The sequence below is a fragment of the Hyphomicrobium album genome (genome assembly GCF_009708035.1).
Lineage (GTDB): Bacteria > Pseudomonadota > Alphaproteobacteria > Rhizobiales > Hyphomicrobiaceae > Hyphomicrobium_A > Hyphomicrobium_A album.
Genome location: NZ_WMBQ01000002.1, coordinates 1,219,598 through 1,246,597 on the forward strand (window position 1 = coordinate 1,219,598; position 27,000 = coordinate 1,246,597).

The 27,000-nt window shown below is 67.2% G+C and carries 23 protein-coding genes; 20 read left to right on the top strand and 3 right to left on the bottom strand.

The features are described 5' to 3' along the window. Window positions 1-109: 109 nt before the first annotated feature. From GIW81_RS18115 to GIW81_RS18175, 13 genes are all read left to right on the top strand, one after another. Window positions 110-505 carry a hypothetical protein gene (locus GIW81_RS18115; protein ID WP_154740700.1) on the top strand — a complete coding sequence of 132 codons (396 nt, stop codon included), beginning with the start codon at window positions 110-112 and terminating at the stop codon, window positions 503-505. Between the two features lie 141 nt (window positions 506-646). Beyond that, entirely contained in the window at window positions 647-3,076 is a 2,430-nt protein-coding gene (locus GIW81_RS18120) for a baseplate multidomain protein megatron (RefSeq protein ID WP_324615101.1), read from the top strand. A gap of 175 nt (window positions 3,077-3,251) precedes the next feature. Further along, window positions 3,252-4,568: a TIGR02594 family protein gene (locus GIW81_RS18125; RefSeq protein WP_154740701.1), complete on the top strand. Its 1,317-nt coding sequence runs from the start codon at window positions 3,252-3,254 to the stop codon at window positions 4,566-4,568. Window positions 4,569-4,627: 59 nt separating this feature from the next. Beyond that, the gene (locus tag GIW81_RS18130; RefSeq protein WP_154740702.1) at window positions 4,628-4,939 is read left to right on the top strand and encodes a PepSY domain-containing protein; all 312 of its coding nucleotides are present in this window, start codon (window positions 4,628-4,630) and stop codon (window positions 4,937-4,939) included. Between the two features lie 91 nt (window positions 4,940-5,030). Further along, entirely contained in the window at window positions 5,031-5,396 is a 366-nt protein-coding gene (locus GIW81_RS18135; protein ID WP_154740703.1) for a DUF1428 domain-containing protein, read from the top strand. Between the two features lie 237 nt (window positions 5,397-5,633). Then, the gene (locus GIW81_RS18140; protein ID WP_324615102.1) at window positions 5,634-6,305 is read left to right on the top strand and encodes a response regulator transcription factor; all 672 of its coding nucleotides are present in this window, start codon (window positions 5,634-5,636) and stop codon (window positions 6,303-6,305) included. A gap of 4 nt (window positions 6,306-6,309) precedes the next feature. Continuing rightward, window positions 6,310-6,468 (top strand): hypothetical protein, encoded by a 159-nt coding sequence (locus GIW81_RS18145; RefSeq protein WP_154740704.1) that lies wholly within the window; start codon window positions 6,310-6,312, stop codon window positions 6,466-6,468. 5 nt (window positions 6,469-6,473) lie between these two features. Continuing rightward, window positions 6,474-7,859 (top strand): ATP-binding protein, encoded by a 1,386-nt coding sequence (locus tag GIW81_RS18150; RefSeq protein ID WP_154740705.1) that lies wholly within the window; start codon window positions 6,474-6,476, stop codon window positions 7,857-7,859. Window positions 7,860-8,007: 148 nt separating this feature from the next. Next, window positions 8,008-8,523, top strand: a complete 516-nt coding sequence (locus GIW81_RS18155) for an RT0821/Lpp0805 family surface protein (protein WP_229309397.1) — start codon at window positions 8,008-8,010, stop codon at window positions 8,521-8,523. Window positions 8,524-9,058: 535 nt separating this feature from the next. Continuing rightward, the gene (ccmI, locus tag GIW81_RS18160; RefSeq protein WP_154740706.1) at window positions 9,059-10,186 is read left to right on the top strand and encodes a c-type cytochrome biogenesis protein CcmI; all 1,128 of its coding nucleotides are present in this window, start codon (window positions 9,059-9,061) and stop codon (window positions 10,184-10,186) included. 20 nt (window positions 10,187-10,206) lie between these two features. Then, window positions 10,207-10,671, top strand: a complete 465-nt coding sequence (ccmE, locus tag GIW81_RS18165; RefSeq protein ID WP_154740707.1) for a cytochrome c maturation protein CcmE — start codon at window positions 10,207-10,209, stop codon at window positions 10,669-10,671. Then, window positions 10,668-12,647, top strand: a complete 1,980-nt coding sequence (locus GIW81_RS18170) for a heme lyase CcmF/NrfE family subunit (RefSeq protein WP_154740708.1) — start codon at window positions 10,668-10,670, stop codon at window positions 12,645-12,647. Before ccmE ends, GIW81_RS18170 begins: the two co-directional genes overlap by 4 nt. Beyond that, complete coding sequence (locus tag GIW81_RS18175) at window positions 12,644-13,147, top strand: cytochrome c-type biogenesis protein (protein WP_154740709.1); 504 nt, start codon at window positions 12,644-12,646, stop codon at window positions 13,145-13,147. Before GIW81_RS18170 ends, GIW81_RS18175 begins: the two co-directional genes overlap by 4 nt. Here the strand turns inward: GIW81_RS18175 and GIW81_RS18180 are convergent. Beyond that, window positions 13,144-14,283 carry a peptidoglycan-binding protein gene (locus tag GIW81_RS18180; protein ID WP_154740710.1) on the bottom strand — a complete coding sequence of 380 codons (1,140 nt, stop codon included), beginning with the start codon at window positions 14,281-14,283 and terminating at the stop codon, window positions 13,144-13,146. The genes GIW81_RS18175 and GIW81_RS18180 overlap by 4 nt on opposite strands. Window positions 14,284-14,429: 146 nt before the next feature. On the opposite strand from GIW81_RS18180, the gene GIW81_RS18185 reads away from it, so the two are divergent. The 7 genes from GIW81_RS18185 (at window position 14,430) to GIW81_RS18215 (ending at window position 23,047) form a co-directional block, all read left to right on the top strand. After that, window positions 14,430-15,992 carry a Do family serine endopeptidase gene (locus tag GIW81_RS18185; RefSeq protein WP_154740711.1) on the top strand — a complete coding sequence of 521 codons (1,563 nt, stop codon included), beginning with the start codon at window positions 14,430-14,432 and terminating at the stop codon, window positions 15,990-15,992. 134 nt (window positions 15,993-16,126) lie between these two features. Then, a complete protein-coding gene (locus tag GIW81_RS18190; RefSeq protein WP_154740712.1) occupies window positions 16,127-16,807 on the top strand; it encodes a response regulator transcription factor in 681 nt (226 codons plus the stop codon). Continuing rightward, entirely contained in the window at window positions 16,794-18,185 is a 1,392-nt protein-coding gene (locus GIW81_RS18195) for a HAMP domain-containing sensor histidine kinase (protein WP_154740713.1), read from the top strand. The genes GIW81_RS18190 and GIW81_RS18195 overlap by 14 nt, the downstream gene beginning before the upstream one ends. A 63-nt stretch (window positions 18,186-18,248) precedes the next feature. Continuing rightward, window positions 18,249-21,197: a bifunctional [glutamine synthetase] adenylyltransferase/[glutamine synthetase]-adenylyl-L-tyrosine phosphorylase gene (locus GIW81_RS18200; protein ID WP_154740714.1), complete on the top strand. Its 2,949-nt coding sequence runs from the start codon at window positions 18,249-18,251 to the stop codon at window positions 21,195-21,197. A 216-nt stretch (window positions 21,198-21,413) separates the two neighbouring features. Continuing rightward, window positions 21,414-21,989 (top strand): sigma-70 family RNA polymerase sigma factor, encoded by a 576-nt coding sequence (locus GIW81_RS18205; RefSeq protein WP_154740715.1) that lies wholly within the window; start codon window positions 21,414-21,416, stop codon window positions 21,987-21,989. 45 nt (window positions 21,990-22,034) lie between these two features. Then, window positions 22,035-22,574: a hypothetical protein gene (locus tag GIW81_RS18210; RefSeq protein WP_154740716.1), complete on the top strand. Its 540-nt coding sequence runs from the start codon at window positions 22,035-22,037 to the stop codon at window positions 22,572-22,574. Beyond that, window positions 22,571-23,047 carry a periplasmic heavy metal sensor gene (locus GIW81_RS18215; RefSeq protein ID WP_154740717.1) on the top strand — a complete coding sequence of 159 codons (477 nt, stop codon included), beginning with the start codon at window positions 22,571-22,573 and terminating at the stop codon, window positions 23,045-23,047. The genes GIW81_RS18210 and GIW81_RS18215 overlap by 4 nt, the downstream gene beginning before the upstream one ends. A gap of 10 nt (window positions 23,048-23,057) precedes the next feature. Here the strand turns inward: GIW81_RS18215 and GIW81_RS18220 are convergent, their stop codons facing one another. Then, complete coding sequence (locus GIW81_RS18220) at window positions 23,058-24,137, bottom strand: sensor histidine kinase (RefSeq protein ID WP_154740718.1); 1,080 nt, start codon at window positions 24,135-24,137, stop codon at window positions 23,058-23,060. A gap of 138 nt (window positions 24,138-24,275) precedes the next feature. Continuing rightward, window positions 24,276-26,924: an aminopeptidase N gene (gene pepN / locus GIW81_RS18225; RefSeq protein ID WP_154740719.1), complete on the bottom strand. Its 2,649-nt coding sequence runs from the start codon at window positions 26,922-26,924 to the stop codon at window positions 24,276-24,278. Window positions 26,925-27,000: the final 76 nt, after the last annotated feature.

Below are 27,000 nucleotides of genomic sequence, written 5' to 3' on the forward strand. Positions count from 1 at the left end.
GATCAAGTAGCGCCATTCCGCGCACGGAGCGCCTGATCATCCGGCGCTTCGCGACGAACCCGTTAGTTCACAGATCCGGATACTTGCGGAACCAGCAGGGAGGTTCGCCATGTATCGATATTTCATATTGCTTTTGGCCATGTTGATGGCGACGACCACGGTTGCAGCGCGCGACAAGCATCGCTCGAAACCCCGCGAAGACTCAACAGCGTCGGAGCGGCGAGATGATCGCGGAAGGGGTCGCGTATGCCTCGATCGCGTGCGCGGGCTCGGTACCCAATGGATTGGAGAGCAGGGCGCTTTGGATGCAGCCAAGAAGGACTGGATGGAGCGCGTTCGCTATTACCACGGCGAAACTTTCCTCGATCTCAGTCACGCCGCGGACTTCGCGAAGCGCTGTGGCCGCGTGTCCATTGGAGAAGTCGCAGGTCAGGTTTTGTATCGCTGCGAGATTGAAGCGCGCCCGTGCAAGGGCAGCTTCGAGTCCTTGGACGCTCAGAAGTGAACCGCGATCAACGGGCCCGGCGCTGGCGCGCGCGAACTTTCGACCCCGGCGCGCATCGTCGTTAGGGTCGTCATCCCGCTGGGCCATGCAGGCTCCTAATCGATCGTCGCTTTTTAACGGCGAGACGAAGTTATCCCCAGCGTGACGCTGCCGAGGTACGCCGCTGACTGGTCAGAATACTTCGGACACCAGCCACCGGATGGAACGGGCGACGTCTATTTCCATCTCGATCCGCTCTGGGCATCGGACGCGATCGACGCCATCGGCATCGACGTCTACTGGCCGCTCGCCGACTGGCGCGACGGGCGCGAGCACCTGGACTACCAGGCCGGGACGCGTACCATCTACGATCTCGGCTATCTGAGCGGCAACCTGCGCGGCGGCGAGGGCTTCGACTGGTACTACGCCTCGCCCGAGGACCGCGCGGCGCAGGTGCGCTCGCCGATCACCGACGGCAGCGGCAAGCCGTGGGTGTTCCGCTACAAGGATATAAAGTCGTGGTGGCAGAACGCGCACTATGACCGGCCCGGCGGCGTCGAGGCCGCGACCCCGACGGCCTGGGTGCCGCAGTCGAAGCCGTTCTGGCTGACGGAGATCGGCTGTCCGGCGGTCGACAAGGGTGCCAACCAGCCGAACGTGTTCGTCGACCCGAAAAGCTCGGAAACGGCGCTGCCGTATTTCTCCAAGGGCACGCGCGACGACTACATGCAGCGCCGCTTCCTGCGCGCGTTCATCGAGGGGCTCGACCCGGACTCCGACAACTACCTCGCCGGCGCCAATCCGCTGTCGAGCGAGTACGACGGGCGCATGGTCGATCTCGACCGCATCCACGTCTACACGTGGGACGCGCGCCCGTATCCGGCGTTTCCCAACGACACGGGCGTGTGGGGTGACGGCGACAACTGGCGGCTCGGCCACTGGCTGACCGGCCGCTTCGCCAATGCGACGCTGGCCGAGACCGTGGGGCAGATCCTCGCCGACTACGGCTTTGCCGCGCACGCAACGGGCGGGCTTAACGGCACGGTGCCGGGCTACGTCATCGATCGCGTCATGGCGGCGCGCGATGCGCTGCAGCCGCTCGAGCTCGCTTACTTCTTCGATAGTCTGGAGAGCGGCGGCGCGATCGCCTTCCGGCATCGCGGCGTCGAGGCGACGGCGGTTGAGCTGAGCGAGGCCGATCTCGTCGAGACGCGGGCCGAGAACGCGCTCCTCACCCTGACGCGCGGGCAGGAGACGGAGCTGCCCGCCTCCGCCAAGCTGCGTTTCATCTCCGCCGCCGGCGACTATGCGCAAGCCGTTGCCGAGGCACGGCGCATCACGGGTGCGAGCGGGCGCGTCAGCCAAGCCGACATGCCGCTGGTGCTGGAAGGGCAGCAGGCGGACGCCATCGCGGAAACGTGGTTGTTCGAGGCGTGGGCGGCGCGCGAGCGGGCGAGCTTCGCACTGCCGCCGAGTATGCTGGCGGTCGAGCCGGCCGATGTGGTGCGCGTGACGCATGCGGGTAGTGAGCGGCTGCTGCGGGTCGTCGAGGTGGGCGAGCACGGCGCGCGCGACATCGAGGCGCGCAGCGTCGATCCGGACATCTACGGACATGGTGCAGGCAGAGAGCGTCCGGTGCGGCCCGGGGTGCCGGTCATCGGCGGTCAGCCGCTCGTCGAGTTCATCGACCTGCCGCTGTTGCGCGGCGACGAGCCCCCGGCGGCAGGCTACGCGGCGGCGACGCAAGTACCCTGGCCGGGCAGCGTGGCGGTGTACGGATCGCCGGAGTCGACCGGCTATGCCTTGAAGGCCCTGGCGACGGCACCGGCGACGATCGGCGTGACGCTGAACGTCCTCCCCGCGGGACCAGAGGGACGCCTCGACCACGGTACGCGTCTGAGCGTGAGGGTGGAGGGCGAAGCGCTCGTCTCCTGCACGCTCATGCAACTCTTCGCCGGCCGCAACGTGGCGGCTGTCCGCAACGCCGACGGCGAATGGGAGGTCATCCAGTTTGCGACAGCGACGCTGACCGCGCCGGGAACCTATGAGCTGACGGGGCTGTTGCGCGGGCAGGGCGGCAGCGAGTTCGCCATGCGGCCGGCGGTGGCGGCGGGGGCGCGCTTCGTGCTCGTCAGCACCGCGCTGGCGCGCCTCGACCTGACGGCGGCGGAGATTAGGCTGCCGTACAATTGGCGTTTCGGTCCGGCGGCACGCGACATCGGCGATGCGTCGTATGCGACCGCGACACACACGTTCCAGGGGCTCGGCCTCAAGCCGCTGTCGCCGGTGCATGTGCGCGCGGCGCGGAGTGGCGGCGACGTGGCGCTGTCGTGGATGCGGCGCACGCGTGTCGGCGGCGACAGCTGGGAGACGCCGGAGGTTCCGCTGGGCGAGGACGTCGAGAGCTACGAGGTCGACGTGCTCGACGGCGCCGACGTGGTGCGGACGCTGGCGAGCAGCGCGTCGGCCGTCGTCTACACAGCGGTGCAACAGGCCGAAGATTTCGGCGGCGCGCAGGAAAGCTACACCGTGCGCGTCTACCAGCTCTCTTCTTCCTATGGCCGCGGCACCCCCCGCGCCGCAGTGGTGTGAACTTCAGCACTGTCATCCTCGGGCTTGTCCCGAGGACCCACCCATCAACTGGCTCTGTCACAAGTGCTTTGGTGAGAGGCTTCCGCAGACGACATTCGTCGGGCGCAAGCGGAGCGTTGGGTCCTCGGGACAAGCCCGAGGATGACACAAATCTAGAACATCGAGAGTTCGCAAGATGGAACAGCCGGCGTGGCTCGCGGCGGCGTGGGCCGAGCTCGGCCAGCGCGAGGTGTCGGGTACGGCCGACAACGCGCGCATCCGCGCCTTCTTCCGCGACGTGGGCCAGCCGGCGAGCCTGCACGACGAGGTCGCCTGGTGCGCGGCGTTCGCCGGTGCGTGTCTCGAGCGCGCCGGGCATGCGTCGACGCGCTCGCTGATGGCGCGCTCGTACTTGCGCTGGGGCGAGGGACTGGACGAAGGGCGCTTCGGCGCCGTCGCCGTGTTGAGCCGTGGCAGCGACCCGGCGGCCGGCCATGTCGGGTTTCTGCTCGGCGAGACGGACGCACACGTCGTATTACTGGGCGGCAACCAGGGCGATGCGGTGAGCGTCGCCGCGTTCCCCAGGGCGCGGCTGCTCGGGTTGCGCTGGCCCAAGGAAATGATCGCACCACCGGCATCGGCACCGGCGCCGATGCAGGACGACCGGTTGTTCGATGCCGCACTCGGCCACGTGCTCGAAATGGAAGGCGGATTTTCCGACGACGCGTACGACCCTGGCGGCCCGACCAATTTCGGCATCACGCTCGCCGTCTACGCCGCCTGGAAGGGCGTGGCGCTCACCGAGGCGACGTGCGCGGCCCTGAAAAGTGAGCTGCGGCGCATCGAGCACGGGACGGTGCGCGACATCTATTATGCGCGCTACTGGACGCCGGCCTGTTGCGCCGAGATGGCGCCGGCGCTGGCCTTCTTTCACTTCGATGCCGCCGTCAATCACGGTGTGACCGGCGCCATGCGCCTGTTGCAGCGCGCGGCCCGCACCGACGCCGACGGCGAGATCGGCCCCAACACGCGCGCGGCGATCGCGGCGCTGCCGCTCGGCGTCCTCCTGCAACGCTATGCCGGGGTGCGCCGCGCCCGCTACCGCGCGCTCCGCCACTTCTGGCGCTTCGGCCGCGGGTGGCTGGCGCGCGTGGACAAGACGTTGGCGCGCGCCGAAGCGCTTCTCAATGCAAGCGCAACTCAAGCTTCCGAACAGACAAAAGGAGAGAGCGAGATGACCGACACGACATCCGAGACGCAGCCGGCGGCGAAGTGGTGGGGCCAGTCGATCACCATCTGGGGCGCCGTCATCACCGGGTTGTCGACGGTGCTGCCGGCGCTCGGGCCGGCGTTCGGCATCGACATCACCGGCGACCTCGTGCGCGAAGCGGGCGCAGGAATCGTGCAGACGGTGCAAGCGGTTGGCGGTCTCCTCGGCACGCTGATGACGATCTACGGACGCGTGCGGGCCACAAAGCCGCTCGCACAGCGCAGCGTGCAGGTGAAGTTGTGACGCGCCGCGGCGGCGCGCATTCATGACGAGTTCAGGCGCGCCTCCGTAAGAGTACGCCAATGCTCAACGACATTTCGCTCATGCGCCGAATCATTTTTCCCCTCATTGCCGTCGTCGCCACACTGCCGCCCGCCGTCGCGACGGATGCGTGCATCGCCGATTGGTCGGACGCCGCATCGATCGTGCATCAGAAAAAGCTGACGACCGTCGAGGCGCTATCGCGCCTCGCGGCGGCCGAGCTTCCCGGCGCCATCGTCAAGACGACGCTGTGCGAGGAGAAGGGGAGCTTCGTCTACCGGCTCGTCGTGCGCGACCCGCAGGGCAAGCTCACCGCCCACACCGTCGACGCGCGTGCGCCGTTCGGCCGCTGACAATCTTTGCCACGCGGGTTCGCAATAGTGCGCGCATGTCCTAAGGTTGCGCCAAGCCCCATTTCGAGGGCGCAACCAACGGAGGAGCGCAATGGCTTACGTCGACGGATTCGTGCTGGCGGTACCCAAGAAGAACCTCCCAGCCTACAAGAAGCTGGCGCAGCTGGCCGGCAAGGTCTGGATGGAGCACGGCGCCCTGGAGTTCAAAGAGTGCGTCGCCGACGACGTGAAGGTCGGCAAGCTGACCTCGTTTCCCCAGGCGGTGAAGCTGAAGGCGGGGGAGGTCGTCGTCTTCTCCTACATCGTCTACAAGAACCGCGCCGCGCGCGACAAGATCAATAAAAAGGTCATGGAGGACCCGCGGCTGACGGCGATGATGGCGGGCAAGGACATGCCGTTCGACGGCAAGCGGATGATCTACGGCGGCTTCGAGACGCTGGTGACGCTCGAGGCCTGACGGCGCCCCTAGTGTGATGATCGAGAAATTCGCCAGCATCAGTGGCGAGGGATCGAGCGAATTTCTCGATCTGACTCACACTAGAGAATCTATGTTTCTAGTGTCCCTTATGATTCCGAAGTTCGCTCCCGATCCCAGCCGCGCGCGCTGGCGAACTTCGGAATCGGGACACTAGGATCGCGCCACCTGCATCGCTATAGTCCCCGCGAGTCAACGAAGCAGTGAGGGACTGAGGTCGTGCGCGTCCTGGTGGTCGAGGATGACAAGGATCTGAACCGGCAGCTCGTCGCGGCGCTGGGCGACGCGGGCTATGCGGTCGATTCCGCGATGGACGGCGAGGAGGGTTACTTCCTCGGCGACACCGAGCCCTACGACATCGTCATCCTCGACATCGGCCTGCCGAAGATGGACGGCATCTCCATCCTCGAGCAGTGGCGTCGCGCCGACCGCAAGATGCCGGTCATTATCCTCACCGCGCGCGACCGCTGGAGCGACAAGGTCGCCGGCATGGACGCAGGCGCCGACGACTATCTCGCCAAGCCGTTCCACATGGAGGAGCTGTTGGCGCGCGTGCGCGCCCAGGTTCGCCGCGCCTCCGGCCACGCCAAGAGCGAGATCGAGTGCGGGCCACTGCGGCTCGACACCAAGACGGCGCGCGTCACCTGCAACGGCCAGCAGATCAAGCTCACCTCGCACGAGTACCGTCTGCTCGCCTACATGATGCACCACAACGGCCGCGTCGTGTCGCGCACGGAGCTGGTCGAGCATCTCTACGAGCAGGACTTCGACCGCGACTCGAACACGATCGAGGTGTTCATTGGCCGCCTGCGGAAGAAAATACCCGTGGATGTAATCGAGACGGTGCGCGGACTGGGCTATCGGCTGAGCGAAACGCCCGCTAAGGGCTAATGCGATGATCGAGAAATTCGCAACCATCTGGGGCGAGCTGTCGAGCGAAATTCTCGATCTGAATCGCATTAGCAAAGCTAAGCCTGCAGTGTCCCTTATGATTCCGAAGTTCGCTCCCGGCGCCAGCCGCAAGCTCTGGCGAACTTCGGAATCGGGACACTGAAAAGAATGCGCTTCAACTCGCTCGCGTTCCGTCTCTTCGCCACCGCCGCAATCTGGACGCTGCTGGTGTTGCCGATTGCCGGCTTCATCATCTATCGGCTCTACCGCGACGACGTGCAGACGAGTTTCGACGGGCAGCTCCTCAAGCTCGTCAACGCCATCACCGTCGACAGTATGGGCTCCTCGGGCGATACGCAGCCGCTGCCACCGAGCAATCTCTACGAGCCGCTGTTCGAGGTGACGCATTCGGGCTGGTACTGGCAGATCCTGCCGCTCACCTCGGGCGGCGGCCGCAAGCTCGTCTCCCCGTCGCTCGCCACCTGGTCGCTGCCGTCTCCCGCGGCGAAGAGCGTGAAGCCCGACGCGTCCGGCGCCCGCTGGATGAATGCCAAGGGCCCGAAGAACGAGCCGCTGCGGCTGGTCGAAGTCATCGACACGCTGGGGCACGAGCCGGGCAAGCCGAAGTATTCGATCGTCGTCGCCGGCCCGCAGGACTGGCTCGACCATCTCGTCGGCAATTTCCGCTACCGCTTGACGACCGCGCTGGCGCTCGCCGGTCTCGGGCTCGTGGCGGTGACGCTCTTCCAGGTGCGCTTCGGACTGCTGCCGCTGCGCCAGATCGAGCGCGGCCTGGCCGGCATCCGCTCCGGCACGGCGACGACGCTCGAGGGCGATCTCCCCGCCGAGATCGAGCCGCTGCAATCGGAGCTCAACGCCCTTATCCGCTCCAACCAGGCGATCGTCGACCGCGCCCGCACGCAGGTCGGCAACCTGGCGCACGCGTTGAAGACGCCGCTCGCCGTCATCACCAACGAGGTGCGCGGCGACAAGACCGGTCTCGGCGACAAGATCGTCGAGCAGTCCGAGATCATGAAGCAATCGGTGACGCGCTATCTCGACCGTGCCCGCATGGCGGCGCGCGTCGGCGTCATCGGGCGGGTGACACCGGTTGCCCCCGTGATCGAGCCGCTGGTGCGCACCCTGCAGCGCATCCACCAGGAGAAGGCCGTCGTCATCAAGGTCGAGTGCCCGCCCGACGCGCGGTTCTCGGGCGAGAAGCAGGACCTGGAGGAGATGCTCGGCAACCTGCTCGACAATGCCTGCAAGTGGGCACGCCGCGAGGTGGAGCTGACGGTGGAGGTGCCGCCATCGACCAGCCGTGCCAAGAACCGGCGCCTCGCCATTACCGTCGCCGACGACGGCCCGGGCCTCAGCGAGGAGGAGCGCGCCCGCATCGGCAAGCGCGGCCTGCGGCTGGACGAGACGAAGCCCGGATCGGGCCTCGGCCTGTCGATCGTGCTGGAGCTGGCACATTCCTACGGCGGCACTTGCCAGCTTGAGCAGGCCCGGCAGGGCGGCCTGGCGGTACACCTGAACCTGCCGGCGGGATAAACTACCCGCAGTCCGATTCGCCCTATTGCCGCCGGTATTTAGTCACGGCCGGTGCACATTCGTTGGCTAGTCGGCTACACTGTGATGCAAATACATGGGGCGAGGGCGGCCGGTCCATGCGGAGGTCCATGCGGAGTATGGCTCCGCCATGACGCTTCGCCAAGACGACAGGCCGCTGTTCGGGGAGACAATCGCCATGCGCAAAGCGCAGCTATTCGCCGTCGCGCTCATTCCCGCGCTGCTGCCCGCCTGCAGCGGCGAAACCGCTAATCAGGACACCGGTCTTATCGTCGGCGGCATTGCTGGCGGCATCATCGGCAACCAGGTCGGCAAGGGCTCCGGCAACGTGCTGGCGACCGTCGCCGGCGCGATGATCGGCGGCATCGTCGGAAGCGAGATCGGCCGCTCGATGGACGAGCAGGATCGCCGTCTCGCCGAGCAGGCGGAATACGCCGCGCTTGAGGAAGGCGAATCCGATCGCCCGCGCCGCTGGCGCAATCCCGACAACGGCCGCTACGGCGACGTGGTCCCGGGACGCCCGTACAAGCGGGCGAGCGTCGACTGCCGCGACTACACGCACACCGTTTATATCGAGGGCAAGCCGCGGACCATGCGCGGCACCGCCTGCCGCAATCCCGACGGCACCTGGAAGAACATGGCCTGACGCTGCCGGGATTGAATGTCGCCTGACGGCGATGGGGCGCACCGTCGCCAGACGGGAGCAGGACGCTGCCGCACGTGTCATCCTCGGGCTTGTCCAGAGGACCCAGGGTCTGGCAATCTCCGACGTTGATGCTATCCGGCAGACGTCGGAGCCAATGGAGAGTTGGGTCCTCGGCATAAAGCCGAGGATGACAGTGGGGGCTTCGCTCGCGATTCCCACCTCTTCCGGGATGCTGTAACCGTACCCGTGTGACCCAACCCCTTAATCCCCCGTCATCTTGCGCTGCGGCAGAAATCTTGCCGCGGCGCCCGAGGCTTGTCAGCCGCGCCCCCGAGCCCTATTCCAGCCCGAGTGCCCCCATACCGAAGTTCGCCGGTGCTTGCCGCTGGAGGCGGGAGCGAACTTCGGAATGATGAGGGGCACTCGAATTGTCGACTTGCTAGTGTGATTCAGATCGAGAAATTCGCTCGATCCCTCGCCGCTGACTTTGGCGAATTTCTCGGTCATCACACTAGGGGCGAGGCTTGGATAGCGCATGGTGCTGTGGGTTCTCTTTGCGGTCTTGGCGGCTGCCGTCGTGTGGGCGGTGACGCGGCCGCTGCTCGCGCCGGGCCCCTCCACCGCCACTGCCGATAGCGAGCTCGCCGTCTACCGCGATCAGCTGGCCGAGATCGAGACCGAGCGCGCGCAGGGTCTGCTTGGTGGCGCCGAGGCCGAGGGCGCCCGCGTCGAGCTGGCGCGCCGCGTGATCCGCCGCTCCGAAGAAAAGCAGAAAACCGGCGCCGCGGCGCAGGAGCGGTTTTCGGGAGTGCGCCAGGCAGCGGTCTATGCGGCGGCTGCCATTCCCGTCATCGGCATCGGCATCTATCTCGCATACGGCTCACCGCAATTGCCGGGACGACCGTACGCGGCGCGCCTCGAGGCGCCGGTCGATCAGTCGACGGCCGCCGATCTCGTCGCGCGTGTCGAGTCGCACCTGCGCGCCAACCCCGAGGACGGCCGCGGCTGGGACGTGCTGGCGCCCGTGTATCTGCGGATGGGCGACTTCGTGCAGGCCGCCGACGCCTTCCAGCGGGCCACGCGTATTTTGGGTGAAAACCCGAAGCGGCTCGCCGGCTTGGCGCGCGCGACGATCATGGCGCAGAACGGCATCGTCGGCGAGACCGCGCGGGTGTCCTACGAGAAGCTGCAACGGCTCGAGCCGCAGTCGATCGAGCCGCAGGTCTGGCTCGCCATCGCGCGCGAGCAGGACGGCGACGTCAAGGGTGCGGAAGCCGAGTATCGCCGGCTGCTGCCCGGCGCAGAGGACCCGTGGAAGGGCCTCCTCGAGTCGCGCCTCGCGTCGGTTACGGCGAAGCTCGGCGGCGCAACGTCCGAGCCACCGAACGTGCGCCCGGCCGATGCCGCGGCAGCCGCGGCGCCGACCAATCCGGCCGACCGGGATAAGATGATCAATCAGATGGTCGACGGTCTCGCCGCCCGTTTGAAGGATAACGGCAAGGACCTTGATGGCTGGATGCGCCTCGTGCGTTCCTACGTGGTGCTCGGGCGGCGCGAGGAGGCGACGACGGCCCTGGCGAGCGCGCGCGGCGCCTTCGCCGGGGACGAGAAGTCGCTCGCCGAGCTCAATGTGCTGGCGGAAAGCTTGGGGCTCGGCTCATGAGCAAACGGGTAGGATAAGGCATGACGCGGAAGCAGCGGCGCGGCGTTCTGATCGGTGTCGGCCTGGCAGTGCTCACGCTCGCCGTCGGCCTCGTGCTGTTCGCGCTGCGCGATTCCATCGTCTTCTTCCATACGCCGAGCGACCTCGCCGAAAAGCCGATCGCCACCGGCGAGCGCTTCCGTCTCGGGGGCCTCGTCGCCGCCGGATCGGTGAAGCGCGGCGAAGGCACGCGGGTTCAGTTCGTCGTCACCGATACCTTGAAGACCATTCCCGTCGCCTACGAGGGCGTGCTGCCGGATCTGTTCAAGGAAGGGCAGGGCGTGATCGCCGAAGGCAAGCTCACGGACGACGGCACCTTCCACGCCGACAGCGTGCTCGCCAAGCACGACGAGAACTACATGCCGCCCGAGGTGGCGAAGGCGCTGGAGGCGAAGGGCGTCAAGCTCGGCAAGACGGCGCCGCACCCTGCGGAGGCCACGCAATGATCGTCGAGATCGGACATTTCGCGCTGGTGCTGGCGCTGCTGGTCGCCATCTTCCAGATGGTGGTGCCGGCCTACGGCGCGCAGGTGCGCGATCCGCGCCTCATGGCCGTCGCCGATCCGGCGGCGCTCTGCCAGTTCGGCCTGCTGCTCGTCGCGTTCCTGGCGCTGACGATTGCCTACGTGACGTCGGACTTCTCGGTCGTCAACGTCGCCAACAACTCGCATTCGACGAAGCCGATCCTCTATCGGATCTCCGGCGTGTGGGGGAACCACGAAGGCTCGATGGTGCTGTGGGTGCTGATCCTCACGCTCTTCGGTGCCGCCGTCGCCGCGTTCGGCCGCAACCTGCCGCCCACGTTGAAGGCCAACGTGCTCGCCGTGCAGTCGTCGATCGCCGTCGCCTTCATCCTCTTCATCCTGCTGACGTCGAACCCGTTCCTGCGCATCGATCCGCCGCCGGCCGACGGTAACGGCCTCAACCCGATCCTGCAGGACCCGGCCCTCGCCTTCCATCCGCCGTTCCTCTACACGGGCTACGTCGGCTTCTCGATCGCCTACTCGTTCGCGATGGCCGCGCTGATCGACGGCCGCATCGACGCCGCCTGGGCACGATGGGTGCGGCCGTGGACGCTCGCCGCCTGGATGTGCCTGACCATTGGCATCGCCATGGGCTCGTGGTGGGCCTACTACGAGCTCGGTTGGGGCGGCTGGTGGTTCTGGGACCCGGTCGAGAACGCCTCGTTCATGCCGTGGCTCGCCGGCACAGCACTCTTGCACTCGGCGCTGGTGATGGAAAAGCGCGACGCACTCAAAGTGTGGACGGTGCTGCTCGCCATCCTCACCTTCTCGCTGTCGCTGATGGGAACCTTCCTCGTCCGCTCCGGCGTTCTCACCTCGGTGCACGCCTTTGCCGTCGATCCGCAGCGCGGCGTGTTCGTGCTGGGCATCATGGCGCTGTTCACCGGCGGCGGCCTGGCGCTGTTCGCGCTGCGCGCCCGCGATTTGCGGCAGGGCGGGATTTTCGCGCCGATCAGCCGCGAGGGCGCGCTCGTTCTCAACAACATCATCCTCACCGTTGCGTGCGCGACGGTCCTCGTCGGCACGCTCTATCCGCTGTTGCTGGAGTCGCTGACCGGCGACAAGATCTCGGTGGGGCCGCCCTACTTCGATTGGACGTTCGGGCCGCTGATGGTGCCGCTGCTGCTGGCCTTGCCGTTCGGCCCGTTCCTCGCCTGGAAGCGCGGCGACGTGCTGGCTGTTGCGCAGCGACTAATGTTTGCGGCGATGCTGGCGGTGGTCATCATGGTCGTCGGTATGATCGGGATGCAGCGCGGCCCGTGGCTGGCGCCGTTCGGCATTGCGCTGGGCGTGTTCGTGATGGCCGCCTCGCTGTCCGATCTCGCGTGGCGCGTGCGGCTCGGCGACGTGCCGCTGGGCGAAGCTTGGCGGCGGTTCGTCAACCTGCCGCGCTCCGCGATTGGCACGGCCATCGCCCATTTCGGCGTCGGCATGATGGTGGTCGGCGTCGTGGCGACGAGCGCCTACCGCGAGGAGCACATCCTGGTGATGAAGCCGGGCGAGCAGACATCCATCGCCGGCTACGATTTGACCTTCCGCGGCGTGGCGCCGGCGAGCGGTCCCAACTACCGCGAGGAGCTGGCCGTATTCGACGTGAGCCGCGGCGGCAGCGCCGTGACGCGGCTCGAGCCGTCGCGGCGCATCTACGACATGCCGCCGGAGCCGACCACGGAGGCCGGCATCCACGCGGCGTGGCGCGGCGATCTCTACGTCGTGCTGGGCGACAAGCAGAACGCCGGCGGCTATGCGATCCGCATCTATTTCAATCCGCTCGTCCGCTTCATCTGGCTGGGCGCGGTGGCGATGTTCATCGCCGGCGCGGTGTCGCTGTCGGATCGGCGATTGCGCGTCGGCGCGCCGGGCCGCGCCCGCCGCATCGCCGCTGCCCCCGCCGAATGAGGCGGTTCGCGACATATCTCGGTGCGGTGGCCGCCATGCTGCTGGCCGCCGGCGTAGCGCTCGCGGTCGATCCCGACGAGATCATGCAGGATCCGGCACTCGAGGCGCGCGCGCGGGCCCTCTCCGCCGGCCTACGCTGCCTCGTCTGCCAGAACCAGTCGATCGACGACAGCAATGCGCCGCTGGCGCGGGACTTGCGCGTCTTGGTGCGCGAACGGCTGAAGGCCGGCGACAGCGACGCGCAGGTGATGCAGTTCGTCGAGGATCGCTACGGCGAGTTCGTGCTGCTGCGGCCGCCGCTGAGCTGGCGCACCCTGGTCCTCTGGGCATCGCCCATCCTGGCGCTCATCGTTGCGGTATGGATGACGGCGCAAGCCTGGCGGCGGCGGCAGATGCCGGCGGCACCGGGCGGAGCGACCGCGCCTCTCTCAGCCGACGAGGAAGAGAAGCTGCGCGCGATCTTGGCCGAGAACGAGGGTGAGCCGCCGGGGCGCGACTAGCGCCCGGCCGCGGTTTCCATTCCAGGAATTTTTCCGGTCACCACATCGCTCTCGCCGACGAGGGCGTGCAGCACCGTGTGGGTTGCAAGCCCCGTTACCGGCATGTGAGACGCCCGCTCGAAAACCTCGATCGAGGCGCGCAGCACCGGTCCGAAGCGGCCGTCGCGGGTGCCGATATAGAGACCGCGCGCGGCGAGCGCATCCTGTAGTTGCCGGACATCGCGGCGCTCGGTGAGCGTGTCGGCGGCGACGAAGGTGGCGAACGCCGGCGCGAAGGCCGAGGCATTGACGCCGGTGTTGGCGACGTCGTCCGACTTGAAGCGATGCAGCACCTCGCCGTTGAGCATGATCACCTTCGACTGCACGTAGGTGCCGACGTTGATGCCGACGACCTCCGGGCCGTCGGCTCCGTCGACGAGCAGCGGCGAGCCCGACGACGCCGCGCCGGTATCGCAGGTGTGCAGCAGCAATTGATCGGGATTTGAGAAGTCGCGGCGGATGGTCTGCCAGTCGGCGTCGGCGAAGTCTCGCTTGATGCTGCAGCCGGTGTTGAGCATCGGCTGCCACTTCGGCAGGTCGCGGTGGTAAGCGATGTTGAACACCTGGCCGGTGCCGGCGAGCTTCATCACCTCGTCGACCGGCTTGCTCGACACCTTGAACACGCCGGCTGTGCACGCCGGATGCGCCAGGCGCACCAATGCCCAATCACGTGTGGCGTCGATCGGCGGGTGCACCTTGAGCTTGGTCGAGCCGGAGGTGACGTTGGCTTCGGCCGCCCCGGTCTGGGCGCCGGCAATCTTCACGGGCTTGGCCGCGCCGTCGAGGCGGAAGAACAGGTCGGAGAGCCGCAAGGGCTGCTCGCCGCTGGTGCGGTAGAGGCAGTGGGCGGCGGTGGCGACGACGTCGGGGGCCACGCAAAAGGCTGTGCACACCGAATGCGAGGCGGCGTCGGAGAAGACACCCAGCTTCGCCGCCGCGGGGCGCAAACTCTGGGGGAGAGGGACGCGCTCGTCGGGGCCGAAAACCGAGGCCGCGGCTGGCGGTCCCGTCAGGCCGAGGCAGGCCAAAATCCCTAATGTTGACAAGGCCGGCAGCCGCCGGAGGGTGTCTAAAACGGGACTCCTGGGACGCTTCATACGTTGCTGCCTCGGCTCGCCAGCATGGTGAACGGTCCCTTTATTACCAACTGTTAAGGCAATCGAAAGGCTGCCGTAATCCCCGTTTCGCTAGGCCTCGAAGGGAAAGAGAATTTTCTCACTTCGCTGAATGGAGGTCCGTGCGCATGCCAACCCAATCCAACTCGCCCGAGGTCGAAGCAAAGAGCGGGCCAACGAAATCACTCGGCCGCGATTTGCGGCGACTGGCCGCCATCGCGGTCGTCGGTGCCGGATTGGTGGGCATCGGCATTGCCGAGCACGCAGGTCCGGCGGTCGCGCAGTTCAAGCCGGGTACTCCGGCTGAGACGCTGTCGTTCGCTGACATCGTCGACCGCGTGAAGCCGGCCGTCGTGTCCATCTCGACGACCAACGAGGTGAAAGTCGCCGACCGTAAGGGCGGCCCGGGTGGTCCGGGTGGTCAGGGCGGCCGTCCGTTCGAGGGGATTCCCGGTCTTCCCGACGATCACCCGCTGAACGAGTTCTTCAAGAACATGCCGCAAGGCCCCGGTGGCGGCGGCAACCCGATGCAGCAGCGGCCGCGTCAGGCTGCGGGCTCTGGCTTCGTCGTTTCGTCCGACGGCTACATCGTGACCAACAACCACGTCGTCGACGGCGCCACCAAGGTGAAGGTGAGCTTCGACGACCAGGAAGAGATCGATGCCAAGATCGTCGGCACCGACTCGCGTACCGACCTTGCGCTGCTGAAGATCGAGCCGAAGAAGCCGCTCACGGTTCTCAAGTTCGCGAACAAGACCCCGCGCGTCGGCGAGTGGGTTCTGGCGGTCGGCAATCCGTTCGGTCTCGGCGGCACGGTGACTGCCGGCATCGTCTCGGCGCTCGCCCGTAACATCGGCGGCCCGTACGACTACATGCAGATCGACGCTGCCGTGAACCACGGCAACTCCGGCGGTCCGACCTTCAACCTCGAAGGCGACGTCGTCGGCGTGAACACTGCGATCTACAGCCCGACCGGCGGCAACGTCGGCATCGCGTTCGCGGTGCCCGCCGAGACGGTGAAGCGCGTCGTCGAGCAGCTCGAGAAGGGTGGCACCGTCAGCCGCGGCTGGCTGGGCGTGAAGATCCAGAATATCGACAAGGATCTTGCCGGCAGCCTGGGACTGAAGGAGCCGAAGGGCGCCATCGTCAGCGAAGTGATGAAGGACGGCCCGGCTGCCGATGCCGGTCTGAAGGTCGAGGACGCGATCCTGTCGATCGATAGCAAGCTGATCGAGGACAGCCGCGATCTCGCCCGCACCATCGCCGACTTGCCGGCCAAAGCGACGGTCGACGTCAAGGTGTGGCGGAACAAGTCCGAGCAGAGCGTGAAGGTGAAGCTCGGAACGTATCCGAATACCGCGGCGACCGAGGAAGGCACGACCGAGCCGGAAGAGCCCAACAAGGAGCTCGGCGGCAACGTTGATCTGAAGCAGCTCGGCCTGAGCGTGAAGAGCGGTCCGACCAAGGACGTCATCATCTCTGACGTCGACCCGAACTCGGACGCCGCGTTGAAGGGCATCAAGGAGGGCGACATCGTCCTCAAGGCCGGCAACGAAACGGTCAGCTCGCCTCAGGACGTCGCCAAGGCGGTCAAGAAGGCCCAGGACGACGGACTGCCCGCCGTGATGTTCCACATCAAGCGCGGCAGTGATCAGACGGTGCTCGTCGCCATCCCGCTCAACAAGAGCTGAGGCGATCTACAACGATGAAGACGTGGCGGCCCGCACCCTCAGGCAGAGTGCGGGCCGCCTCGACGTTCAGGCCCCCCCAGGGCACAATGCGAATCGAGGCGGTTAAGCCTCGCCAACGACGACGCGGTGAGACGATGCACGTGCTGGTGGTCGAGGACGACCGGGAAACCGCCCACTTCCTGCAAAAGGCGTTGAAGGAAAGCGGCCACGCCGCTGACCTCGCCGAGGACGGCGAGACGGGCCAGTCGCTGGCCGAGCAGGGCGTCTACGACGTGCTGATCGTCGACCGGATGCTGCCGCGGCTCGACGGACTGTCGATGATCCGCGAGCTGCGCACCAAGGGCATCCGCACGCCGGTGCTCATTCTCTCGGCGCTGGGCGAGGTCGACGACCGCGTCAAAGGCTTGCGCGCCGGCGGTGACGACTACCTGACGAAGCCCTACGCCTATTCCGAATTGCTGGCGCGCGTCGAGGCCCTGGCGCGCCGCGCCGTGCCCGAGGAGCAGGAGACGCGCTACGTCGTCGACGGGCTGGTGCTCGACCGGCTGTCACACCGCGTGACGCGCGACGGCGAATCCATCCAGTTGCAGCCGCGCGAATACCGGCTGCTCGAATACCTGATGAAGCACGCCGGGCAGGTGGTCACGCGCACCATGCTGCTCGAGCACGTGTGGGACTATCACTTCGATCCGCAGACCAACGTCATCGACGTGCACGTCTCGCGGCTCCGGGCCAAGATCGACAAAAACTTCGACAAGCCTCTACTGCATACGGTGCGCGGGGCGGGATATACGATCCGCGATGGCTCTGCCTGATCGCCTTGCACGCATCGTCTCGACGACCGCCTTCCGGGTCGCCGCCATTACTGTGGCGGTCTACCTGGCGTTCGCCGGGCTCGTGGTCGGCCTCTTGCTGTGGCAGACCAATCGCGTCCTGACCAACGAGGTGCTGGCGACGCTGCGGTCCGAGGCCGCGCTGCTGAAGGCCGAAGCACAGGACGGCGACGCAGCGGCCCTGGTGCGCGCCGTCGAGACGCGCAGCCGCCCGGGCGGGCCGGGCCTCTACTATCTCGCCGATCCGTCGGGCAAAAAGGTCGCCGGCAATTTGAGCCGCCTGCCGCCGGAGATCGTCGACAGCGCCGCCGGCGGCGTGTTCCGCTACGCGCCCGATGCGATCTCCACCCGCGAGCGGTTGGCCGTTGCCATTCCCGTCGACATCAGCGGCGGCGTGCAACTGATCGTCGGCCGCGACGTCGAGGAGTTGCGCCGCTTCGCCGGCGAGATGGGCACCGTCTATTTCCTGGCGCTGGGCTTTCTGACACTCGGCGGCCTCGTCGCTGGTTTCGCCGCCAGCCGCGTCGCGCTGAAGCGGATCGAGACGATCAACGTCGCGGCCCGCTCGATCATGGCCGGCGACATGTCGCGGCGCATCTCCGTCACCGGCGCGGACGACGAGTTCGACGCGCTCGCCACCAACCTCAACGCCATGCTGGAGCGCATCGAAGCGCTGATGAGCGGCCTGCGCGAGGTATCCGACAACATCGCTCACGATTTGAAAACGCCCCTGACGCGGCTGCGCAACTCGGCGGAGGCCGCGCTGCGCGAAACGGGCGAGGACGCCTACCGCGAGGGCCTCGAGCACACGATCGAGAAGGCCGACGAGCTGATCAAGACGTTCAATAGCCTCTTGCTGGTGGCACGGCTGGAGGCCGGCGCTCTCGAAGGCAACGCCGAGCGCTTCGACATCGGCCGCGTGGTGCGCGACGTGGCTGAGCTCTACGAGCCGGTCGCCGAAGAGCGGGGGATGCAACTCGCGGTCAACGTGGGGGCGGGCCCGGAGTTCACGGGCAACCGGCAGCTCATCGTGCAGGCGGTCGTCAACCTCATCGAGAACGCGATCAAGTATTCGGCCAAGCCCGGCACCGCGACCGACGGCGCAATCTCCATCGACCTTGTCAATGGCACCGCGGGCGTCGAGATCGCCGTGGCCGACAACGGCCCCGGCATTGCGCCGGAGGATCGCGAGCGCGTGCTGAAGCGCTTCGTGCGGCTGGAGAAGAGCCGCACCGAGCCGGGCACTGGCCTGGGCTTGAGTCTCGTGCAGGCTGTCGCGCGCCTGCACGGTGGCTACGTGCGGCTGGAAGACAATCGACCAGGATTGCGAGTGGTGCTGACGCTTCCGAAACGCGGCTAGAATCGGGGCACTAGGACGGCTAAGAGGTAGGCCCCCTGAGCGCCGGGCCGCGAGGCAGCGACAATGACGGCCGACACATCGACCAATCAGCCGCTCGTCGCCCGCATCGGTGAGACGCCGCTGGCGCGCGGCGATCAGCGCGCGCGCGCCGCGGTGCAGGCGCTGAAGGACCGCGCCGCGGCCGATCCGTTGCTGGCGCCGCTTGGGCGAGCCCTGGCCGAACCGCACGCGACGGACCTGTTAGAGGGCATTTTCGCCGGCTCGCCCTACCTTTCCGGTTTGATCGAGCGCGATCCGCTGCGTATCCAGCGCATTCTGACCACGGCGCCGGAAGCCCGGCTCGCCGAGCTGAAGACCGAATTTGAGAATGGTCTCAGCGCCGTGGCGACGCGCGCCGACGCCATGCGCGCGCTGCGCGGGTTCAAGGCCGAGGTCGCCCTGCTGACGGCGCTGGCTGACCTCGCCGGTGTCTGGCCGGCGCTGCAGGTGACGGGTGCCCTGACCGAGTGCGCCGATGCGGCGCTCAACGGCGCGGTCGACTATCTGTTTCGCGATGCAGTCGCGCGTGGCCAGTGGAGGGCCGAGGCGGACGGCCGCGTGACGTCCGCCGGTTACATCGTGCTCGCCATGGGCAAGTACGGTGCCGGCGAGCTGAACTACTCCAGCGACATCGACCTGATCGTCTTTTTCGAGCGCGAGCACGTGCGCACTGCGCCGAACGTCGAGCCGCAGGAGTTCTTCGTCCGCCTGACGCGCGATCTCGTGCAGATGATGTCGGAGCGCACCGGCGACGGCTACGTGTTTCGCACCGACCTCCGGCTGCGGCCCGACGCGGGGGCGACGCAGCTCGCGCTGTCGACCGAGGCGGCGCTGATCTACTACGAAAGCTTCGGGCAGAACTGGGAACGTGCCGCGCTCATTAAAGCGCGCGCCTGCGCCGGCGACATCGACGCCGGTCGCGATCTAATCCGCGAGCTGGCGCCGTTCATCTGGCGTAAGTACCTCGACTACGCCGCGATCGCCGACGTGCACGCCATGAAGCGGCAGATTTTCGCGCATCGTGGCTTCGGGCGCATCGCGGTGGCCGGCCACAACATCAAGCTCGGGCGCGGCGGCATCCGCGAGATCGAATTTTTTGTGCAGACGCAACAGCTGATCGCCGGCGGGCGGCAGCCGGAGTTGCGCTCGCGGCAGACGCTCGAGGCGATGGCGAAGCTCGTCGAGCGCGGCTGGATCAAGGCGCGCGTCGCCGAGGAGCTGGCCGAGGCCTATCTGTTCCTGCGCCGCATTGAGCATCGGCTGCAAATGGTCGCCGATGAGCAGACGCATGAGGTCCCCGACGATGCTGCGCGGCTCGAAAGCTTCGCGCATTTCTGCGGGTATCCCGATACGGCGACGTTCTCGCGCGAGCTCACCAAGCGCCTGGAGACGGTACAGAAGCACTACGCGGCGCTGTTCGAGGATGCGCCGGTGCTGTCGTCGGGCGGCGTCAACATGGTGTTCGCCGGCGAGAAGGACGATCCCGGCACGGTGGCGGCCCTGAAGGATCTCGGCTTCTCGCAGCCCTCGGAGGTGCTCGCCATCGTCCGCGGCTGGCATCATGGCCGCTATCCCGCCGTGCGCAGCGCGCGGGCTCGCGAGCGGCTCACCGAGGTGCAGCCCTTGCTCATCACGGCGCTCGCCGACACCGCCGATCCCGATCGCGCCCTCGCCAGCTTCGACCGCTTCATCGCCGCCCTGCCGGCGGGTGTTCAGCTCTTCTCGCTGCTGCGCGCCAATCCGGGGCTCCTACGGTTGCTCGCCGACATCATGGGTTCCGCGCCGCGGCTGTCGCACAGCCTATCGCGCCGCCGTCGCCTGCTCGATGCCGTGCTCGATCCTGGCACGCTCGACGCGCTACCGACGTCCGAGGAGCTCGACCGGCTCATCGCCGCCGAGATCGGCGACGGCGAGCACGACATGCAGTACGTGCTCGATCGCGCCCGGGTGGTCGGCAGCGAGCAGCAGTTCCTCATCGGCGTGCGCGTGCTCTCCGGCGCCATCAAGGCGAACCAGGCGGGCGGCGCTTACGCGCTGCTCGCCGAGCGGCTGATCGATGCCTTGAAGCGTGCCGTGGAGCGCGAGCTTGCCCGCGCGCATGGAGAGGTGCCGGGCGGCGCGGTGGCGATCATCGCCATGGGCAAGCTCGGCGGGCGCGAAATGACCGCGGCCTCCGACCTCGATCTCATCATCATCTACGACTTCGACGACACGGCCGTGCACTCGAGCGGATCGCGGCCGCTGGCGCCGACGCAATACTACGCGCGCCTGACGCAACGCCTGATCACCGCGCTGACGGCAGCAACCGCCGAGGGGTCGCTGTACGAGGTCGACATGCGGCTGCGCCCTTCAGGACAAAAGGGGCCACTCGCCACGCAGCTTAAAAGCTTCGTCGACTATCAGACGAGCGAGGCGTGGACCTGGGAGCACATGGCGCTCACCCGGGCGCGCGCCATCGCCGGCCCGCCGGAGATGCGCGCCCGCGTCGAGGAGGCGGTGCGTGCCGCGCTGGTCAAGCCGCGCGACCGCGCCAAGATCGCGGCCGACCTCATCGAAATGCGCGAGCGGGTGTTCAAGGAGAAGGGCAGCGCCGATATCTGGGAGCTGAAGCAGACGCGCGGCGGCCTTGTCGACGTCGAGTTTCTCGCCCAGTACCTGCAACTCATTTATGCGGCCGAACATCCGCAAGTCCTCGACCAGAACACGGTCGAGGCCTATCGCAAGCTGCGCGATGCCGGCGTGCTGGCGCCCGAGCACGCCGACGTGCTGATCCCGGCGACCCGGCTGCTGCACGACCTCACCCAGATCCTGCGCCTGTGCCTCGATGGGCCGTTCGATCCGGCGACCGCCCCGCACGGGCTCAAGGAGCTTCTGGTGCGGGCCGGGGACGCCCCCGATTTCGCCGAGCTGGAAAGCCGGCTGCGGGACACGCAAGCCCGCATTTCCGAGCTTTTCCGCCTGCTGGTCGTCTGAAACTGCCCCCACTGCATGGGGGCGTGGCGAGCGACGGATTTACCCAGCCCCAGCGTTGATAGCTTCAAAGGTCGCAAAATGCGGCCATTGGGCCCGCCGGCAAGGTCACAGAACCGGCCCAACCGGCGCTAGACTGGAGCGGAACGTTCGGTGGCCATGTCGAGGCTAGCGGTGGTGGCAAAGGGACCGGGGCCCGGCACGCACGGAGATCGCGTGATGGGGGCTGAGGCGAGGGAGGACGCCGCTTTGGTGGCGGCCGCGGCGCACGGCGATGCCGCTGCGTTCCGTACCCTTGTCGACCGGCATCTCGCCGGTGTGCTCGCAGTGGCCCGTCGCATGTTGCGCGACGACGCGGAGGCCGAGGACGTGGCCCAGGAAACGATGCTGCGGCTGTGGCGCTCGGCGGACGGCCTGGAGGTCGGCCCCCCCGGCCTGCGTCCCTGGCTGCGGCGCGTAGTTTCGAATTTGTGCGTCGACCGCATGCGCTCGGGCAAGCGGCTGAGGGTGACCGATGAAGTGCCGGAGCAGATCGAACCGGCAACGCAGCATTCGCAACTCGAGGCGCAAGATACGAGCGAGCGCGTCGAGGCGGCACTCAGGGCTCTGCCCGACCGGCAGCGGCTGGCGCTCACCCTCTTCCACTACGAGGGCTTGAGCCAGATCGAGGTCGGCAAGGCAATGGGCATATCGGACGAGGCAGTTGAATCGCTGCTCGCCCGCGCCCGAAGAACGCTCAAGGCGGCGCTCCGCGATCAGCTGAGCGAATTGCTCGCCGACTCTCACTACGAATAAGACGAAGTACAGACAGGCGCGATTTTAGAGACGAGACGAACAGAGATGACGAACAAGGACACACAGGCAACGGATCGGGAAGCGCTGGCGCGCCTCTTGGAAATCCACGGTGCCGATCGGACGCGCTGGCCTGCGCGCGAGCGGCTGCGGTTTGCCGGCGTCATCAGCGAGGACAAGACGGCGGCGAAGTTGCTTGCCGAAGCGGAGGCGCTCGACCGACTGCTCGATCAGGCGCCGCGCGCAAGCGCTGCCGGCATCGAGGCGCTGAAGGAGCGCATCGTGGCCGCGGCGTTGCGGACGCACGAGCCGCATCTGGCGGTCATTGCCGGCGGCAAGAAGGTTGCGGTGCTGCCGCAGGCGCGCCTCGGCCGCCGCTCGCTGGTAACGCGCTTTGTCGAGTGGCCGGCAGCGGCGGTGCTCGCCGCGTCGCTGGTGCTGGGCGTGATGCTGGGAACGACCGGAACGTTCGAGACGACGATGCAGGAGGTGGCGCAGGTCACCGGGTTCGGCAACGGCACCTCCGACGGCGCCCAGCTCGCATTGGGCGACGACGCCCTCGGGCAGATCGACGAGGACCTGCTATGAGCGAGGCAACGCAGCCTTCGTGGCTCTCGCCGCGCACCCTACGCTGGGCGCTCATCGGCTCGCTGGCGCTCAACGTGCTGATCATCGGCGCTGTGGCCAGCTCCCTTTGCTTCGGCCGCTTCGGCGACCGGCCGCACGGCAAGGGCATGAAGGGCTCGGCGCTGTTTCACTTTGCCCGGACGCTGCCGCGCGAGCGGTCGGACTTCATCCGCCAGAAAGTTGCCGACGCGCAGCCCAGCTTGGAAGCGGCGCGCAAAGGCATCCGCGACGCGCGCGCTGCGGTGCGCGACGTGCTGAGCGGCGAAGGGTTCGATCAGGCGAAGCTGAACGCGGCGCTCGACGGCCTCGTGCAGGCGCAGACCAACGAGGCGCGCGCCCGGACGACGCTGTTCGGCGACACTGTCGGGCAATTGACGCCGGAAGAGCGCCGCGCCCTGCACGACTGGCTGGATAAGAACCGCCAGATCCGCTAGCGGCGAATTCTCAGACGCCGACCGTTTGCTTCCACCGCTCGACGACCTGGCGTACGGCGAAGAAGTCGGGCTGCGCCGCGCGGTCGAGCACGGTCACGGCGCGCCAGCCGCCCCCCGGCGATTCAATTTCGAGCAGCGAGGTGCCATGCATCTCCAGCAGCGTGCGCGCGAGGCAGATGGCAAGCGAGCCGGCGCGCGGCACCGAAGCGGTCTGCTCGCCGGCGACGGTCAGAACAACCTCGACAAGCTCGCCGTCGGTGACGGCTAGGAGCCTAACTCGGCCTCCCGGAGCGGCGCGCATGACACCCTCGGCGAGGATGTTAGCGAGGACCTGGCGCAGTGCGCGAGGCTCGGCAATGACCTCGACGTCGTCGGGCATGGCGAGCTCGAGATAGACGTCGCGGCTGGACGCTTTGCGCTCGACGAACGCCCAGGCCTCGGTGATCGCCTGGTCGAGCCGGCAGGCGATCCGCGTTTCGGTCGGAGGGGGGCCGGTGAGGAGGGCGGTCAGGGCGAGTGTGTCCTCGGCCGATTTCAGCAGATCGCTGGCACTGTCGCTGATGTGGCGCACGTACTCCTTGTAGCGCTCGTTGCCCATCGGGCCGAACATCTCCAACGCCATGACCTCGGTGAAGCCGATGACGGCGTTGAGAGGCGTGCGCAGCTCGTGATTGATGCGGGCCATCAGCTCGGCCCAGTCGTGCCGGGGGGCGGGGAGCGTCTGCGGGCGGCGATGGCGGGGAGCGTGGGCGGGCGGCTCGGAATCGTAGGCGGGAAACGGCGCGAGAGGTTGGGAGACCCCGCTATCTTTATGGAGTGACGTCACGGTGCCGGCGAGGTTGGCTCCCGCCCCGATCATTGCGAGGGTGATGCCCGTCATCAAGAGAACGGCGGCAAGGAAGCTGGTGGGGAGCAGCGGCGCCAGAACGCCGAGGCTGACGGCGGAGAGGGCGAGGAACAGCGCCGGCTGACCGCGCTGAGCAAAGCGGCGCGCGGAGGCGAGGAAAAATCTCGCAGCCTTCAGCCATGTCGCGACGGTGTCCGACACAGACGGGCGCGCGCGCAGGCAGGCGGACATGGTCCACGCCATTCTTTTCCCCCGAATTGTTCTTGAATGCCTTGCGGACCCGAGCGAATCCGCCACACCGAATCACCCAAATCAGTTCACACCATCGCGATTCGGCTGTCGAGTGTGAATAAGCCCTTCGGAACGATAAATTTTCCGAGGCTATGCCTCGAGCACACGCAAGACGATTTCTTGCACGTCCGGGGACAGCGATTTGGCGCGGGCGATGCGTTGTAGCGCCTTGCGCGCCTTGGCGCGGCGGCCGCTTTCCAGCGCTCGCCAAGATCGCAGCGTGCCGAGCATGCGGGCGGCGATCTGCGGGTTGATCTTGTCCAGCGCCAGCACCTGGTCGGTGAGGAAGGCATAGCCGGCGCCGTCGGGGCGATTGAACTGCACGGGATTGGCGGCGGCAAAGGTGCCGACAACGGCCCGCACCTTGTTCGGAGCGGTCAGCGAGAACAGGGGGTGCTTGATGAGCGCCTTGACACGCGAAAGCGTGCCGGCGAGCGGCGACTGGGCCTGGGCGGCGAACCAGGTGTCGATGACGACGTTGTCCTTTTCCCAGGTCGCATAGAAGTCGTCGAGCGCCACTTTCGCTTCCGTGCCGCCCCGCCCGGCGAGCAGGAAGAGGGCATGCGCGCGGTCGGTCATGTTGGTCGCGGTGCCGTAGTGTTGTGCCAACCTGGCGACGTCGGTCGGCGTGCCGCGCGCCGCGAGCAAGGTGAGGGCGGCGTTGCGCAGGGCGCGGCGTCCGGCGCTTTCCGCATCGGGCGAGAATGGCCCGCGGTCGGCCATGTCGCGGTAGAGGTCTTCCAGCAGCGGCCCGAGCGTCTTGCCGACGAGCTTCATGAGCTGCCGGTGAGCGCGATGGACGAGGGCCGGATCGACGTTCTTGCCGATGATGCGGGCGATGTCGGACTGCGTCGGCAACTTGAGCAGCTCGGCGCGGTAGGCCGGCTCGAGCTTGTCGTCTTGGACCGCCGAGCCGAGCGCGCGCGCAAACCGCAGGCCCTGGTTCGTGCGCTTGCCGGTCGTCAGCGCCTTGACGCTTTCGACCAGCGTGCGCGCCGCGTAGGTGTTGGCGGCCTGCCAGCGGTTGAAGAGGTCGCTGTCGCTGGCCATCAGCAACTCGGCGTCCTCGTCGCTGAGGTCGAGCGTGACGTTGACCGGGGCGGAGAAACCGCGCAGCAGCGACGGCACCGGGCGCGAGGGTACGTCGGAGAAGCGGAAGGTCTGCTTGCGCTTGGTGAGCGAGACGACGCCATCCTCGAGCGGCTTTCCGTCGAGCCGCAGATCGAGGTCGTGGCCGTTGGCTCCGAGCAGCCCGAGACGGATCGGGATGTGCATCGGCTTCTTGCTCGGCTGCCCCGGCGTCGGCGCTAGGATCTGCTCGACCTCGAGGTTAGCGACTTTCTTGTCCTTGTCGTAGCGCAGGTTGGCGATGAGCTCCGGCGTGCCCGCTTGCGAGTACCAGAGCTTGAATTGGGATAGGTCGACGCCGCTCGCGTCCTCAAAGCAGGTAACGAACTCGTCGACCGTCGCCGCGTCGCCGTCGTGGCGCTCGAAGTAGAGGTCCATACCTTGGCGGAAGCCGTCGCGGCCGAGAATGGTGGCGATCATGCGCACCAGCTCGGCGCCCTTCTCGTAGACGGTCGCCGTGTAGAAGTTGTTGATCTCGATGTAGCTCTCGGGCCGCACCGGATGCGCCAACGGACCCGCGTCCTCGGCGAATTGGTGCGTCTTCAACCCGCGCACGTCGATAATGCGCTGCACCGTGGCGGAGCGCTCGTCGGCCGAGAACTCCTGGTCGCGATAAACGGTGAGCCCTTCCTTCAGGCAGAGCTGGAACCAGTCGCGGCAGGTGATGCGGTTGCCGGTCCAGTTGTGGAAGTACTCGTGCGCGACGACGCTTTCGATCGCCTCGAAGATGGCGTCGGTCGCGGTCTCGGGCGAAGCGAGGATGAGGCGGTCGTTGAAAATGTTGAGCCCCTTGTTCTCCATCGCGCCCATGTTGAAGTCGGAGACGGCGACGATGTTGAACACGTCGAGGTCGTACTCGCGCCCAAACCGCTCCTCGTCCCACTTCATCGAGCGCTTGAGGGAGTCCATCGCCCAGGCGGCGCGCGCTTCCTTGCCGTGCTCGACGTAGATGGCGAGATCGACGTTGCGGCCCGACATGGTGCGGAACGTCGAGCTGATCGGCGCGAGGTTACCGCCGACGATGGCGAACAGGTAGCAGGGCTTGGGGTGCGGGTCGCGCCAGATGGCGTAGTGGCGGCTGCCGCCGGGAAGCGTGCCGCGCTCCAGCAGGTTGCCGTTGGCCAGCAGGATGGGCGCCGCGGCGATGTCGGCTTCGAGCCGCACGGTGTAGGTCGCGAGCACGTCGGGGCGGTCGAGGAAATACGTGATGCGGCGGAATCCCTCGGCCTCGCACTGGCTGCAGTAGACCTTGTTGGAGCGGTAGATGCCCTGCAGCGCCTTGTTCGCCTCGGGATTGACGAACGTCGTGATGTCGAGCGTGAACGGCCCGCTTGGAGTCTTGGTCAGCGTCAGGGTCGTGTCGGTGAGCTTGTAGTCCTTTTTCGCCAGCGGCCGCCCGTCGATGGCGATCGAGGCCAGCTCCAGGTGCTCGCCGTCGAGGCGCAGCGGCTCGCGGCGGCCGACCGCCTTCGGGTTGGCACGGACCGCGAGCTTGGAGTGCACGCGCGTGCGGGTCGGCTCGAGCGAGATGTCGAGGTTGACGCGATCGATGAGGTAGGCCGGTGGACGGTAGTCCTTGAGATGGACCGGCCGGGCAGTTTCGAGTTTCATAGCCTCACCGTAGCGCCGGCCTTCGGCATTGCGAGGGCCGCAAGAATAGGTCGGTGAAGACTATATGGGGCTTTGC